Here is a 13341-nt window from a genome sequence, read left to right on the forward strand (position 1 = left end):
AGACGGCCGATTTCCGGCGATTCGCCCCGCGTTTAAATACTGCTACGGCGCCTACGTTCAGGTACGATGAGTCAGGCACAGTGCTGCCCCGAGTGTCAGGGAACCGTCCGCGAACAGGACACCGAACGCGTCTGCGTCGACTGCGGCCTCGTCGTCGACGAGGACCGAATCGACCGGGGCCCCGAGTGGCGGACGTTCGGCGACGACTCCGAACGCAACCCCGAACGCACCGGCGCGCCGCTCACGCGCTCCCGGCACGACCGCGGGCTCTCCACCGAGATCGGTCGCTCGACCCGGCTGAAGGGCCGCAAGCGCCGGAAGTTCGCGCGGCTCCGCCGCCAGCACAGGCGCGCCACCATCTCCTCGAAGGCCGAACGCAACCAGGTGTACGGCTTCACCGAGATCCGGCGGCTCGTCAGCACGCTCGGGCTGCCGCGCAGCGTCCGCGACCAGGCGTGTGCGCTGTTCGACTCCGCGCAGAGCGAGGACCTGCTCCGCGGCCGCACCATCGAGGGGTTCGCGGCCGCCGGCGTCTACGCCGTCTGCCGCACGAACGGTGTCTCCCGCACGCTCGGCGAGGTCGCGGCGGCCGCGCGCGCCGACGAGAACGAACTCACCGCTGCCTACGACGCCATGAACACCGAACTCGGCCTCCCCACCGGCCCCATCGACCCCCGCGATTACCTGCCCCGGTACGCCGACACCCTCGACCTCCCCAGCGACGTCGAACACCGCGCTCGCGCGTTCGTCGACGACCTCGAAGCGGCCGGCGCGGTCTCCGGTCGCAACCCCAGCGGGGTCGCCGCCGCCTGCCTCTACACGGCCGCCGCCGACACCGACCACGCCGTCACGCAGGCCGAGGCGGCCGACGTCGCGGACGTGACGCCCGTCACGCTCCGCACCACCCACTACGAGCTCCGGCAGGACTGAACCAGCGCCCCGAGTTCTGCGAACCGTCCGGCTGCAGTCGACTCCGCCGCGACCGCACGCACCGGCAGCCCCGCCGACAGGGCTCGTTCGAGGGGCCCGGACTCGGGGACCGCGACTGCGGGCGCGCCGAGCGCGTCGGCCACCCGGTTGCCGCCCGAATCGGCGCGGTTGTACGCGACCGCCGCCAGCCCGGCGTCGAGTTCGCGGGCGAGCGACCGCACCCGGACGGCGTCGGCGAGCGCGGCGCGGTCGGGCGTCGTGACGACCACGGCGGCGTCCGCCGCGAGCAGCGGCACGCCGACGTCCGCGCGCAGGCCCGCCGGACAGTCCACGACCACGTCGCCGAACTCGCTGGCGACCGAATCGAGCACGGTCGCGAGCTTCCGGGGGTCGCCCTCGCGGGCGCCGGCGAGCGTCCGCCCACACGGAAGCACCGAGACGGCGCCGTCCGTCTCGACTGCCTCGACGGGGTCGGCGCGCCCGGCCAGCACGTCGTGGAGGTCCGGGCCGTGGTCGGCGGGGACGTCCGCCATCCCGAGGTCCGCGTCCACGAGCACGGCACCGAGCTCGGCAGCGAGGTTCACGGCGACCGTCGTCTTCCCGACGCCGCCCTTCCCGCCGACGACGGCCAGAATCACTCCTCGCCCACCCGCTCGCGGAGCACGCTCGCGCGAGCCGCCAGCGCCGACACGGCCTCCCGGTCGGCCGCCGTCTCCACGTCGGCCGTCGCTCGCGTTGAGACGTCGCCCAGCCAGTCTCGGACCGACTCGGGCAGCCCGGCGTCGGGCGCCGGCACGGCGTCTCTGGGCGGCCGCGGGTCGCCGAACTCGGCGACGGCCTCGCGGGCGTTCGGCGGCCCGTCGGCGGCGCGCTCGGTCCACGCCACCGTCACCGGCGGCTCGCTCGGCTCGCCGGGCGTCGCGTATCCGAGCGGCCGGACCTCCCCCGGTGCGAGCACGCCCTCCCAGCCGCCGTCGTCCCAGCCCGGCGCCGGTAGTCCGTCCTCCCGCGGCGGCCACACTGGTCCCGCGCACTCGTTCGCGAGCCGAACCCGCCGCGGCTGGGTGCCGCGCTCGTCCGTTCCGCTTCCCCTCCCACCGCCGTCGTGTTCGACGCGCACCGCCACGAGCGTGACCCCGTTCCGGCGGTGTGTCTCGGTCGCTACGCGCATACCGTCGGTGGCCTCCTTCCCGTGCTTAAACTTCTACCAGCGCCACGGGCGCGTCCAGCGCTGCACTCGCACGGGTCGCGTTCGAGAACAGGCTCGACCCCACCACGAGTGGCGCGCCCGGCGCAGCGAGTCTGGCGACGGCGGCCCCGGCGACCCAGTTCGGCCCCTCGAAGGCGTCCGGGCCCGTCGGCTCGTCAGCGAACGGCAGCGCGGCGAGCGCCCGCTGGAACCGCTCACCCCACCGCTCGGCCAGTGCTCGCCGCGCGTCCCGCCGCAGGTTCGCCAGCCGGTCCTCCAGCGACAGCCTGCGCTCCCGGGCGTCCCGTGCCTCCCGGGCCCGCCGCCTCGCCCGTTCGAGCGCCTCCTGCGCCGCGTGGTGTTCCGTCTCCGCCGCCGCCAGCTCCCGGTTCGCGTCTGCGAGCGCCTCCTCGGCGGCGGCGGCGTCAGCGTCACCGACGCCCCGGCGCGCCTCGACGCGACCGCTCACGCGCGCCACTCGCTCGCGGAGCCGCTCGACGTCTTCGGCCGTCTCGGCGACTCGTTCGCGGGCGCCGGCGAGGTCGACCGACGCCACCGAGACCTCGGCGAGCTCGGCTTCGACGGCCCGCAGGTCGCCGTCGTACTCGGTCCTCGCGCCCCGGCTCCGCGCCGCGGCTGCCAGCGCCGCCCGAACCGGCACGCTGACCTCCCTGTCCAGGACGCCGACGTGCTCGTGGACCGCGGTGGGGCGCTGACTGCACACTCGGTCGTCGTCGGGGTCGCGGACCGCAGCGGCCACCTCGCTGGCGGTCACGTCCACCGACCGCAGGTCGACCGTCCGGCCCCGCCGCTGGACGCCGCCGAGCGCGACCTTCACAGCTCGCTGTCCCGCAGCGACTCGGGGTCCGGATGCTCCTCGCTGCCCGCCGCGAACTTCGCGTACGGCGTGCTCGCCGCGTCCCGGGCCTCGTAGGCCTCGGCGGCCGACCGCACGCGCTCGGGGGCGTCGGCGAACTCGTTGAACGCCGCCGTGCGCTCGACCTGCACGTCGTCGCCGTGTTTCTCCCGCAGCCGAAGCGCCTGGAACGCGCCGAACTCCGTCTCCCGCAGCAACGCGGCGCGCCCGAACCGCCGGACGACGCAGTCCTCGTGGGCGTCACAGACGTTCCGCAGGGTCTGGCGAGCCGCTCGCGCGTACGTCACCACGAGTAGCACTACCCGAGCTTCCACACAGCGACAAAAATTAGTTACGGAACAAGTGCAATCAAGTCGCGTCGAGGACGTCGAAATCGGGGACGGCTCCGTCCACTCGCGCCGCGACCCGGTCTCTCGCAGTCTCGGCGTCCGGCGCCACGACCACCACGCCCTCCACGGCTGGATCGCCGGTCGCCCGGTACGCGGACAGGCCGTCCTCGCCCTCGAACTCCGTCGCGTACGTCCGCAACACGCCCAGCACGCGGTCCTCGACGTCCTCGAGGCTCGCCTCGCCGTCCTCGAAGTCCGCCAGCGCGTCCTCGACGTTCCGGAGCGCAGAGATTCGGTCCATCAGATCGAGCGCAGGTGGTCCTTGTTCGGCTGGTAGAGCTCGCCCTTCTCCTTGAGCTTCTCTATCTCGTGTTCGGCCTTCTCGGCGTCCATCCCGACCTCCTCTGCGCGGTCGAGCACCTCCTCGACGGGGGCGCCCTCGTCGAACTCCTCCTCGATCTCGCCGATGAGCGCCTTGATGTTCTTCACGCGGTCCCGCTGGGTCTTCGACTGCCCGGTTTCGACCACGTCGGCGTCGAACTCGCCCGTCTCCGGGTCCACGCCGATGTCCTGCAGACACGACCGCACGATGGAGATGACGCGGTCGGCGTCCTCCTGCTCGACCGTGTCGGAGAGCCGCAGCCGCGCGGAGGCCTCCGCCAGCCGCACGATTGCCTCCAGCTGGCGGGCCGTGACCGGCACGGGCGCGTCCTCGTCGGCGCCCTTCGACCGCAGGTCCACGTAGAAGTCCTCGATGGCCTGTTTGGCCTCGGCGGTCATCGTCGGGAAGCAGTTCCGGCGAGCGTACGCGATGTACTTCCGCAGCAGGTCCGGGTCGATGGCCGGCGCCACCTCCTCCGTCTGGCTGTCGATCTCCTCCTCGCTGTAGTTCGCGTTCGCGAGCTGCTCGTTCTGCGTGTTCAGCTCCCCGGCGTAGTTCGTCTGCAGGATGTGCTCGGCGAGCGCCGCGTCCTCCTCGGGGTCGGGCTCGTCCGTCACCGTGAAGATCAAGTCGAACCGCGAGATGAGCGCCGGCTCCAGGTCGATCTGCTCGCCGATCGGTTCGTACTGGTCGAATCGCCCGTACTTCGGGTTCGCCGCCCCCAGCAGCGAACACCGCGCCTTCAGCGTCGCGTTGATGCCCGCCTTCGAGATCGAGATCTTCTGCTGTTCGAGCGCCTCGTGCATCGCCGACCGGTCGTCGTCGGCCATCTTGTCCAGCTCGTCGACCGCCGCCACGCCGTTGTCCGCGAGCACGAGCGCGCCCGCCTCCAGCGTCCACTGCTGGCCGTCGCCGAAGTCGTCGCGTACAGCTGCGGCCGTGAGGCCCGCCGCTGAGGACCCTTTCCCGGAGGTGTAGACCGAGCGCGGCGCGATGTTCTGGACGTACGAAATCATCTGGGAGTTGTGCGAGACCACGCCGTCTGTGAGGTAGTTGTGCGTCCCCTCGACTTCGAGGTCGTACACCCACTCCTCGTCGGTCTCGACCTCTTCGATAGTCTCGATGCGAGTCCATTCGACACTCTCTGAGCTTTCCTCCTCGGAGAGTGGGGCTGGAGCGCGCTCATGCACGACCCCACCGTCGGTTGCGACCTGACTCGGGTCGTAGCCGTCTGGTTCCACTCCCACGAACTGCCCGGGTTCGAGGTCGTCGGCTCGGACTGCTTCGGGGCCTTGCGAACCCGGGACGAACAGCGGGTGGCTCGGCGTGACGGTGACCTCGTGGCCGTTGGCCGTTCGGACGCGGTACATCGTCTCCGGCGCCTCGCGCTTCCAGACCTTCGTCGCGCGGCGCTGCACGAGCGTGCCGTCCGGTGCGAGCGACGGAACCGCGAGGTCGGCGTCGTCCCAGACGCCGTCGTCGACGGGCTTCGGGTCGTCGAGATTCGACTCGACGAGGTCTCGAATCTCGTGTTCACTGCCGTCCGCGAGCGTCACAGTGGTATCGCCGCGCACGCACTTCCCGGTACCCGGGTCCCCTATCAGCAGCATGTGGAGGTCGCCGCGAATGCGGGATTCGTCCGGGAGGTGTTTGGTGACGCCGGAGAACAACTGGAGGATCATCGCGAGTTTGGCTTCCCGGTGGCCGTAGATGGCGGGCGCCATCGAGTCGACCATCTCCTCGTAGATGTCGTCGTGGTCGGAGAGCTCGATGATCTCTTTTTTGTCCTCCTCGGTGATGTTCATCTCGTCGAACTCGGCGTCCTCGATGACGACCGACGACCCCTCCATGTAGTGTTCGAAGACGGGGGAGTCGGTGGCCTCCTCGCTCTGGTCGAGGCGGAGGACGCCGGTGACGGTGACGTGGTCGCCGGGCGTGACTTCGCCGGTGGCGTCGTCCTCGATGTGGATGTCGATGCTCTGGGGGGTTTCGCCACCCGCCAGCCCCTCGGGGGACTCCTGCACGCGGAGCTTCTGGGAGTCGACGAACTCCGAGCGGTCGGGGTCGAGCTTGAAGGGGCCCTGGCGCTCGCAGGACTCGCACTGGTAGGGCTCCTGGAAGCCGGCGTCGCCCTGCGGGACTTCGGTCTCGGCGCCGCAGCGCTGGCAGACGAAGACGGCGCGCTGGATCTTCGGCATGACGTCGGTCGCCTTCCGCACCATCCCCTGCACGGAGACGAGCGTGTTGAGGTGCTCGGCCCGAATCTCCCGAATTTCGGTGTGCTCGGAGAGGCCCTGGACGCGGACGTGGGCCTGTCCGAGGCTGACGTCGACGGGGAGGTCGTAGAGCCGCAGGGCCTCCTCGGCGGCCTCCTGGAGCTGGTCGGGGTGGTTGATGTAGTCGTCGGCCAGGTCGGGGTCCATCTGGTAGAGGTCCCGCCAGTCCAGCTCGAGCGACTTCGACTCGCGGGGGTACTCGCGCGCGAGCTGCGCGACGTCCTCGCTGTAGTACCGGCGGTAGAACTCCTCGAATCGGTCGACGAGCTCCTGGTTGGCGGCCTGGGCCATTCTGTCCTTCCGGGGTAGTGCTCGCTGGCCTAAGAAGGTTCGCAAACCGGGGTGGAACTGGTCGGCTGCCTAGTTCGGGCTTCGACAGCCCGCAGCGAGGAGTGCAAGAAGCGGCGGGAGACGGTGCTAGGAGCGACTGCGGCGGGCGTCAGTCGGCCGTGGAGTCCGGCGCTTCGACGTCTTCCGTGGTGTCAGCCGACTTCTCAACTCCGTCTGCTTCGGGGCTGTCGTCAGCGGCGTCGCTGTCGGGACTGTCGTCGCCGTCACCGCCGCCCGGCACCGACTCCTGGCTGTCGAGGCCGACCTCGCCGGCGACCTTCGCGCGGTTCACTTCCCCGATGCGGTCGGCGGTGGCGTCCACGAACTCGAAGAGGTCCTCGCGGACCTCGCTGTCCTCCTCGCGGATGGTCGGGCCCGCCATGTCGCCGCTGTCGAAGTCGGGGTGGACGGGGAGCTCGGCGAGCACCGGGACGCCGTAGTCCTCGCGAATCTCGTCGCCGCCGCCCTCGCCGAACACGCGGTGGGTGTCGCCGCAGTCCGGACACTGGAACGCGGCCATGTTCTCGACGACGCCGAGGATGGGGGCGTCGTGCTTCTCGAAGAGTTTGAGCCCCTTCCGGGCGTCCGCGACCGCCATCTCCTGTGGGGTCGTGACGACGACGACGCCCGCCAGCGGCAGCGTCTGCAGGAGGTTCAGCGAGGCATCACCGGTGCCCGGCGGCAGGTCGACGACGAGGTAGTCCAGCCGCCCCCACTCGACCTCGTTGATGAACTTCATCATCACGTTGTTCACCATCGGGCCGCGCAGGACGGCGGGGTCGTCGCCGTCCGGCATCATGTGGTCGGTGCTCATCACGCGCACGCCGTCCGACGCCGGCGGCACGATCTCCTCGTTCGGCGTCATCCCGGGGTCGTTCTCCGTGGGCAGCAGCCGGGGAACGTTCGGGCCGTGGACGTCGGCGTCGAGGATGCCGACGCGCGCCCCGCGGTCGTTCAGGCCCGCTGCGAGGTTCGCGGCGACGGTCGTCTTCCCGACGCCGCCCTTCCCGGACGCGACGGCGACGATGTTCTTCACGCCGGGCAGGACGTCCTCGTCGAAGCCCTGGTCCTCGCCGACGCTCGCGCGCAGGTCCGGTTCCAGACCGGCGTCCTCGACGACGTCCCGGATCTCGTTGCCGATCTCCATCTCCGTCGGCGAGTACGGCGCGTTGAACGCCAGCGAGATTCGTGCCTCGTCGTCCTCCCCGATGGCGATGTCGTTGACCAGTCCCATCGAGACGACGTCGTCGCCGTTGTCTGGGTCCTCTACCGCTCTGAGTTGCTGTTTGAGTTCGGATGCAGTGGGTGTCATGGTGTGGTGCCGGGGTCGCGTCGAGTCGTGGTCGGTCGAGTGCGGTCGCAGCGCGATTCGAGGTGGTCAGCGCGCGGCGTTCAGAAGAACACCACGTCGATGACCATCGTGGCGACGAACAGGCTTCCCCACAGCGTCGTCGTCAGCCCGACGAGGTAGCCAACGCCGAGCGCGACGCGCTTCGCGTCGGTTGGCTTCCCGACCACCCACGCCGCCAGCATCAGGTAGATGGGCAACAGGACGATGCCGAAGATGAGGTACGTGCCCGGGCCGACGAACGGGAGCACGAACGGCGGAAGCGCCATCAGTCACTCACCTCCGTGGCCTCCGCGTCGTCGTGGTGGTCCTGGATGGCGTGCAGTTCGACGACTGGGATGACCTTCGAGACGACGAGGAAGAACAGCACGACGATGCCGACCGCGCCCAGAATCGAGGACAGCTCCACCGGCGACGGGATGTAGTGGCCGGGGACACCGTCGTACAGCGCGAAGTGGGCGTGCTGGAGTCCCTCGACGACGAACAGCGTCTTCTCGATGAGCGTTCCGACGAGCACGAGGAACGACACCGCGACGATGCGCGGAATCGAGAACAGCGACGCCTTCAGCGCGGACGCGAAGATGTACAGCAGCCCGAGGCCGACCAGGCCGATGGCGACCCAGTAGACGGGCGTCGAGAGCTTCACCTCGGTGGCGTGCTGGAGCGTTGTCGGCGCCGCGAAGATGCCCGTCATCACCTGCTGGAGCTGCAGCCAGAGGAAGAGTAGAGCGAAGAAGCCGAGCCACTTCGACAGGCCGTAGAACACCTGGTCGGGGATGAGCTCCTCCCAGTCGTAGACGTACCGGAACGCCGCCGCGATGATGATGATGCCGCTGACGGCCGACGTCAGCGCGATGGAGAGGAACGACGGCCCCTGGACGCCGCCCGCCCAGCCCGCCATCGACGGCAGCAGGGCGAACAGCCACGGGATGACGCCGCCGTGCAACAGCAGGGGCGCCATGATGATGATGGCGAACGCGAGCCACCACACCATGCGCTCGACGACCTGGTCCTCCTTCTCGCTGTACCCCAGCATGAGCGCCTTGTACAGCGGTTCGAAGGTGTCCGGCAGCCGGTCACGCAGGCGGTGGATGTCGTACCGGATGGTGAGCAGGAGGTAGGTCGCCGTCAGCACGAAGTACGCCGTGATGACGGTGACGTCCCACATGAGCGGCGACCACTGGACGCGCGTCGGCCACGCCGGGACGACGCTCGTCACGAGCCGGTCCGGCCGGCCGACGTGGATCATGATGTAGAGGCCGGCGCAGGTGAGTGCGGCGATGGTGAGCAACTCGGCCATGCGCGCGACCGGCTGGTAGGTGTCCATGCCGAGCAGCCGGACCGCGGCCGAGAGGATGATGCCGCCGTGGGCGATGCCGACCCACCAGATGAACGCCCCGATGTACAGCCCCCACGGGACGCCGCCGCCGGACCCCCAGTCGGCGAGGTTCGTGACGATGAGGCCGTTCGACAGCTGCTGGTAGTAGAAGAACAGCCAGACGCCGATGCCCGCGAGCGCGGCGAGCAGCGCGCCGACGTACCGCTTCGACGGCGCCTGAATCGGCCGAGTCAGGGTTTCACGCCCGACGTCGGTGCTCATGCCTCTTCACCTCCCTCCTGGTTGGCCATCGCGCCGTTGTCCAGGACCTCCTCCTTGCGGTCGTCGACGAGGCCGACGTCCTCGTAGGAGACGGGCCCCTCGACTTGCTCGGCGTCCTGGGACGGCTCGTTGCCGACGTACCGGACGTTCGGGTCCGTGCCGCGCTCCTCCATCAGCTGGAACGTGGAGACGGTGTGTTCCTTCCGGTTCTGGAACGTCATGTCGTTTTCCTGTTCGTCCTTGTACTGTTCGAGGTGCGTGTTCGGCGCGCTCTCGGGGTCGTTGAGGTCGCCGAAGTGGATGGCGTCCATCGCGCACGCCTCCTCGCAGGCCGTCGTGCCGATCTTGTCGTCGCCCATCTTGCCGTCCTGGCGGTCGACGCAGAACGTGCACTTCCCCATCACGCCCTCGGGCGGGCGGGCACCGACCCAGCGGCCGCGCTCGTCCTGGGACTGGCTCTCGGGAATCTCGGACTGCGGGTGGTCGGGTTCGCCCCACTGGAAGTAGTTGACGCCGTACGGACACGAGACCTCGCAGTACCGGCAGCCGATACAGATCTCGTAGTCCGTTAGCACGAGACCGTCCTGCTCGCGGGTGTGGCGAGCACCGACCGGACACACCTTCGTACACGGCGAGTCCGTGCAGTGCTGGCACGGCCGCACGAGGAAGTTCTCGTCGTCCTGGTGGTCGTCCTCGTACGTGAAGACGTACATCCAGTTGGCGCCCCCCGAGAGCTTGTGCTCCTGGTCGCAGGCGACCATACACGCCAGACACCCGTCGCAGTTGTTGAGGTTGATCGTCATCCCCCAGCGGGTGCCGTCGTACTCGTCGCCGCCCTCGCCCTCGGCCGACGCCGCGCGGTTCTCGCCCGCGCTGGCGAAGATGCTGAGCGCGGCGACGGCGGCGCCGCCCTTCTTCATCACTTCGCGCCGGGAGAGGTCTTTCTCGTCGGCGAGCGCCTGGAGCTTGTCGCCGACCCCCTCGCCGTCCCCGGCGTCGACGTTGCCGACGTCGTCGAGGAGGCCGTTGAGTTCGCGGTCGTCCTCGCCGAACTCCTCGAGGATGTCCTCGTGGTACTGGCGGTAGAACTCGGCCTCGCCGAGTTCGCCGGCCGCGACTCGCTGGGCGTCTTTCGCCATCTCGACGCCGAGCTCGGTGTCGTACTCGGTGTCGTCGAGTACGCGTTCCATGCGCCTCGTCTCGTCTTCGCTGAACGAAGTCGTCTGGTCAGTTTTGTCCTCGTCTGGCATTCGTATCTCCTCCGGGTCGGGAGCGGCGCAGCGGCCCAGCCAGCCGCCGTCGGTTCCGTCGCCACTCCGCGGCTACCCGCCTGTACCGGGCGTTACGACACGACGGGCAAGAACAGCCCACCCCGTTTTCACGAACTGGGCACCGGCCCGAAGATGTTAGTCGAGGAGACGAGGCCGTGGCTGACCCGGTCGCGGAACGGCTGGCGGTGAAGCCAACCCTTAGTACCCTCCGGCTCCGTGAGAGTCCTGTGACGGAGGACCAGCAGTGACGAGTTCGACGCTCGGTATCGCGACAATCGACATCGCGTACGCCGGGCTGTTCGTGCTGGCAGCGGTCGTGTCGGCCGCCAGCAGCTGGCGAGCTCGACGCGTCGAAGACCGGGAGACGCGCCACGGACTGGTCGTGTTGCTCGCGACCGCCAGCGGCTGGTCCGCCACCCACGCCATCACGCTGCTCGCACCGTCCGAACTGGTCGCCGACACCGCCTACCTCGTCGGCCTCGTGCTCGGGTTCTCGACCGTGTGGGCGTGGCTGTACTTCTGCTCGGCGTACACCGGCCGCGTTCTCCACCGCGACACCGCGGTGGTCACCGGGAGTATCTTCACGTACCTCGCCGTGGTCGCCGTGAAACTCACCAACCCCATCCACCACCTCTACTACCGGGCGACCTACCAGCCCGCGGAGTTCCCGTTCTTCGTCGTCGAACACGGCATTTTCCACTGGGGCGTCACCGGCCTGTCGTACGCGCTTGCCGGGATTGGGATGTTCATGCTGTTCGAGTTGTTCCGCGAAGCGGACTACGGCACGCGGCCGCTCGCTGCACTCGTCGGCGTGATGGCGGTACCCGCCATCCTGGACGTGTACAGTTTCGCGAGTCCGCGGCTCGTCGACATCATCCACTCGCCGCTCGGCGTCGCCGTGTTCGCCGTCGGCGTCCTCTTCGTCCACGAGAACCGCTTCCTCGCCGTCCAGCTCACGGGTGACATCGACGAGCCGGTCGTTCTGCTCGACGACGACGACCGCGTCCGCGCGGTCAACGACAACGCCCGCGCTCGCCTCCCGAGCCTCGACGGCGCAGTCGGGAAGTCGCTCGCCGACTCCGCGCCGACGATTGCGGCCCACATCGACGGCGACGACGACGTGCTCGCCGTCCGCCGCGGCGACGACACCGAGTACTACCTCGTCGCCGAGTCGACGTTCTCGCTGGGCGCCAGCAGCCTCGGCCGCGTCGCCGTCTTCACCGAAATCACCGAGACCGAACGCCAACGACGCGAGGTCGAACGCCACAACGCCCAGCTCGAGGGGTTCGCCGCGGGCGTCAACCACGAACTCCGGAACGCCATCCAGGTCGCCACGGGGTACACGTCGCAGGCCGCCAGCGCACTCGAGTCCGAGGACGTCACCGGCGCCCGGCAGTCCCTCGAACGCGTCTCGGAGGCCGTCGACCGCATGGAGGACCGCGTCGGCGACCTCTCGACGCTCGCCCGCCACGGCCGCACGCTCCGCGACACCGACACCGTCGACGTCCGCGAGGCGGCCCGGGCGGCCTGGCAGACCACGGACACCGGCGACTCGGAACTCACAGTCACGGGCGACGCCACCGTCGACGCCGACCGCGTCCGCCTCGAAGACCTCTTCGAGGCCGCCTTCGAGTTCACCGTCGACAACGACGCCAGTCACGTCGCCGTCGATATCGGCGAGAAGACGTTCACCATCGAGGACGACGGCGCAGCGCCCTCGGTCACCGACACCGAACGCTTCTTCGACTACGGCGACGCCGTTCCGTCGACGCAGGCCGGCATGCACCTCCCGAACGTCCAGACGCTCGCCCGCGTCCACGGCTGGACGGTCACCGTCGACACCGACTACCGGGACGGCCTCCGCCTCGAAATCGCGACCGAACCCGCCCCGCTCGCGCTCACCGAACCTCCCGAGTGACTGCCGGGCGCGCCGGCGGTCAGTCCAGTTCGATCTCCTGTTCCTCGATGACGCGCTCGCTCTCGTTGTTCACGGCCCGAACGACCAGATTCGTCTCGCCCGCCCGCCCCACGTCTTTCGGCAACTCGACGGTCTCGTTGACCTGCTCGATGGTCGCGTTCCCCAGCGAGTTCCCGGTCGTCACCTCGATGTAGTTCGCGTTCCCCGCCTCGGTCCACATCACGGTGGCTTCCCCGTCCGTCGCCGCAATCTGGACGCCCGCCGTCACCCCCTCGCCTTCGGTGAGCACGCCCACCCCGACCGCCCCTGCGACCACGACGGCGACGGCCAGCAACAGCACCACGCCTACCGCGGGTGACGTCGCTCGCTCGTCGGACGGCGCCGGAATCATACCCGCCAGTATCTGCGTCCCACGTATATGTGTACTCCCGTGGCTATCGCAGACGATACTCGACCCGGCGCCACGCGCAACACTCAACTCCCGGCCGCTCCGACCCTCGAAGGTGCCCGAGACGCTGACTGCCGACGTCGTCCACGCCCTCGCGCCCGACGAACTCGAGGAGGCGGACCTCCAGCCGGAACTGGCGGAGCTCGCCGCCGGCCGCCACGTCCTCGTCTGCCGGAAAGGCGGGAAACCGTCGTGGCTCGAACGAATCCTCGCGTTCTTCCGCCGCACCCCCATCGAGGCCGTCACCGTCGTCGCCGACGAGGGCGTCGCTGAAGGCGAAGAGTTCACGGCCCAGGTCGTCGAGACGAATCTCACCGGCGTCTACGAAGCGGTCGGCGTCACCGACCGCGACCCGTAACTCGAGCAGTTCGCTGTCGGCCGTTTCGCCGTCACGGCATTCGTGAACGTCCACCCAGACGACGCCCCTCGACCCCGTGGTACTG

14 protein-coding genes are annotated in these 13341 nt (G+C 69.5%); 3 read left to right on the forward strand and 11 right to left on the reverse strand.

Features of this window, described 5'->3' with window-relative positions:
• Positions 1 to 66 precede the first annotated feature (66 nt).
• A complete protein-coding gene (locus tag LT971_RS01830) occupies positions 67 to 930 on the forward strand; it encodes a transcription initiation factor IIB (RefSeq protein ID WP_237005144.1) in 864 nt (287 codons plus the stop codon).
• On the opposite strand, the gene LT971_RS01835 is transcribed toward LT971_RS01830, so the two are convergent.
• From LT971_RS01835 to LT971_RS01880, 10 genes are all read right to left on the reverse strand, one after another.
• Positions 909 to 1568, reverse strand: coding sequence for a MinD/ParA family ATP-binding protein (locus LT971_RS01835; protein ID WP_237005145.1), 660 nt, complete (start codon positions 1566 to 1568; stop codon positions 909 to 911). The genes LT971_RS01830 and LT971_RS01835 overlap by 22 nt on opposite strands.
• Complete coding sequence (locus LT971_RS01840) at positions 1565 to 2101, reverse strand: DUF7857 domain-containing protein (protein ID WP_237005146.1); 537 nt, start codon at positions 2099 to 2101, stop codon at positions 1565 to 1567. The genes LT971_RS01835 and LT971_RS01840 overlap by 4 nt, the downstream gene beginning before the upstream one ends.
• 25 nt (positions 2102 to 2126) lie before the next feature.
• A complete protein-coding gene (locus tag LT971_RS01845; RefSeq protein WP_237005147.1) occupies positions 2127 to 2957 on the reverse strand; it encodes a DUF7856 family protein in 831 nt (276 codons plus the stop codon).
• On the reverse strand, positions 2954 to 3295 hold the full coding sequence (locus LT971_RS01850) for a DUF7855 family protein (RefSeq protein WP_237005148.1): 342 nt from the start codon (positions 3293 to 3295) through the stop codon (positions 2954 to 2956). The genes LT971_RS01845 and LT971_RS01850 overlap by 4 nt, the downstream gene beginning before the upstream one ends.
• A 49-nt stretch (positions 3296 to 3344) precedes the next feature.
• Positions 3345 to 3626, reverse strand: coding sequence for a DUF7854 family protein (locus LT971_RS01855; protein WP_237005149.1), 282 nt, complete (start codon positions 3624 to 3626; stop codon positions 3345 to 3347).
• Positions 3626 to 6274, reverse strand: coding sequence for an ATP-binding protein (locus LT971_RS01860; RefSeq protein WP_237005150.1), 2649 nt, complete (start codon positions 6272 to 6274; stop codon positions 3626 to 3628). The genes LT971_RS01855 and LT971_RS01860 overlap by 1 nt, the downstream gene beginning before the upstream one ends.
• Positions 6275 to 6422: 148 nt before the next feature.
• On the reverse strand, positions 6423 to 7625 hold the full coding sequence (locus LT971_RS01865; protein ID WP_237005151.1) for an Mrp/NBP35 family ATP-binding protein: 1203 nt from the start codon (positions 7623 to 7625) through the stop codon (positions 6423 to 6425).
• An 80-nt stretch (positions 7626 to 7705) separates the two neighbouring features.
• Positions 7706 to 7930 carry a hypothetical protein gene (locus tag LT971_RS01870; protein WP_237005152.1) on the reverse strand — a complete coding sequence of 75 codons (225 nt, stop codon included), beginning with the start codon at positions 7928 to 7930 and terminating at the stop codon, positions 7706 to 7708.
• Positions 7930 to 9261 carry an NrfD/PsrC family molybdoenzyme membrane anchor subunit gene (gene nrfD, locus LT971_RS01875; RefSeq protein ID WP_237005153.1) on the reverse strand — a complete coding sequence of 444 codons (1332 nt, stop codon included), beginning with the start codon at positions 9259 to 9261 and terminating at the stop codon, positions 7930 to 7932. The genes LT971_RS01870 and nrfD overlap by 1 nt, the downstream gene beginning before the upstream one ends.
• Positions 9258 to 10511, reverse strand: coding sequence for a 4Fe-4S ferredoxin N-terminal domain-containing protein (locus tag LT971_RS01880; RefSeq protein ID WP_237005154.1), 1254 nt, complete (start codon positions 10509 to 10511; stop codon positions 9258 to 9260). The genes nrfD and LT971_RS01880 overlap by 4 nt, the downstream gene beginning before the upstream one ends.
• A gap of 265 nt (positions 10512 to 10776) precedes the next feature.
• Between LT971_RS01880 and LT971_RS01885 the strand changes: the two genes are divergently transcribed.
• Positions 10777 to 12450: a histidine kinase N-terminal 7TM domain-containing protein gene (locus LT971_RS01885; protein WP_237005155.1), complete on the forward strand. Its 1674-nt coding sequence runs from the start codon at positions 10777 to 10779 to the stop codon at positions 12448 to 12450.
• A 19-nt stretch (positions 12451 to 12469) separates the two neighbouring features.
• Here LT971_RS01885 and LT971_RS01890 read toward each other — a convergent pair whose 3' ends face one another.
• Positions 12470 to 12841, reverse strand: coding sequence for an archaellin/type IV pilin N-terminal domain-containing protein (locus LT971_RS01890; protein WP_237005156.1), 372 nt, complete (start codon positions 12839 to 12841; stop codon positions 12470 to 12472).
• Positions 12842 to 12953: 112 nt separating this feature from the next.
• Between LT971_RS01890 and LT971_RS01895 the strand changes: the two genes are divergently transcribed.
• On the forward strand, positions 12954 to 13256 hold the full coding sequence (locus LT971_RS01895; RefSeq protein ID WP_237005157.1) for a DUF7526 family protein: 303 nt from the start codon (positions 12954 to 12956) through the stop codon (positions 13254 to 13256).
• The last annotated feature ends 85 nt before the right edge of the window (positions 13257 to 13341 follow it).

The organism is Halobacterium rubrum (assembly GCF_021729015.1).
Lineage (GTDB): Archaea > Halobacteriota > Halobacteria > Halobacteriales > Halobacteriaceae > Halobacterium > Halobacterium rubrum.

Coding starts and splice junctions, on each gene's coding strand:
- LT971_RS01830 (WP_237005144.1), top strand. CDS start 67: ATGAGTCAGGCACAGTGCTGCCCCGAGTGTCAGGGAACCGTCCGCGAA.
- LT971_RS01840 (WP_237005146.1), bottom strand. CDS start 2,101: ATGCGCGTAGCGACCGAGACACACCGCCGGAACGGGGTCACGCTCGTG.
- LT971_RS01855 (WP_237005149.1), bottom strand. CDS start 3,626: ATGGACCGAATCTCTGCGCTCCGGAACGTCGAGGACGCGCTGGCGGAC.
- LT971_RS01860 (WP_237005150.1), bottom strand. CDS start 6,274: ATGGCCCAGGCCGCCAACCAGGAGCTCGTCGACCGATTCGAGGAGTTC.
- LT971_RS01865 (WP_237005151.1), bottom strand. CDS start 7,625: ATGACACCCACTGCATCCGAACTCAAACAGCAACTCAGAGCGGTAGAG.
- LT971_RS01870 (WP_237005152.1), bottom strand. CDS start 7,930: ATGGCGCTTCCGCCGTTCGTGCTCCCGTTCGTCGGCCCGGGCACGTAC.
- nrfD (WP_237005153.1), bottom strand. CDS start 9,261: ATGAGCACCGACGTCGGGCGTGAAACCCTGACTCGGCCGATTCAGGCG.
- LT971_RS01880 (WP_237005154.1), bottom strand. CDS start 10,511: ATGCCAGACGAGGACAAAACTGACCAGACGACTTCGTTCAGCGAAGAC.
- LT971_RS01890 (WP_237005156.1), bottom strand. CDS start 12,841: ATGATTCCGGCGCCGTCCGACGAGCGAGCGACGTCACCCGCGGTAGGC.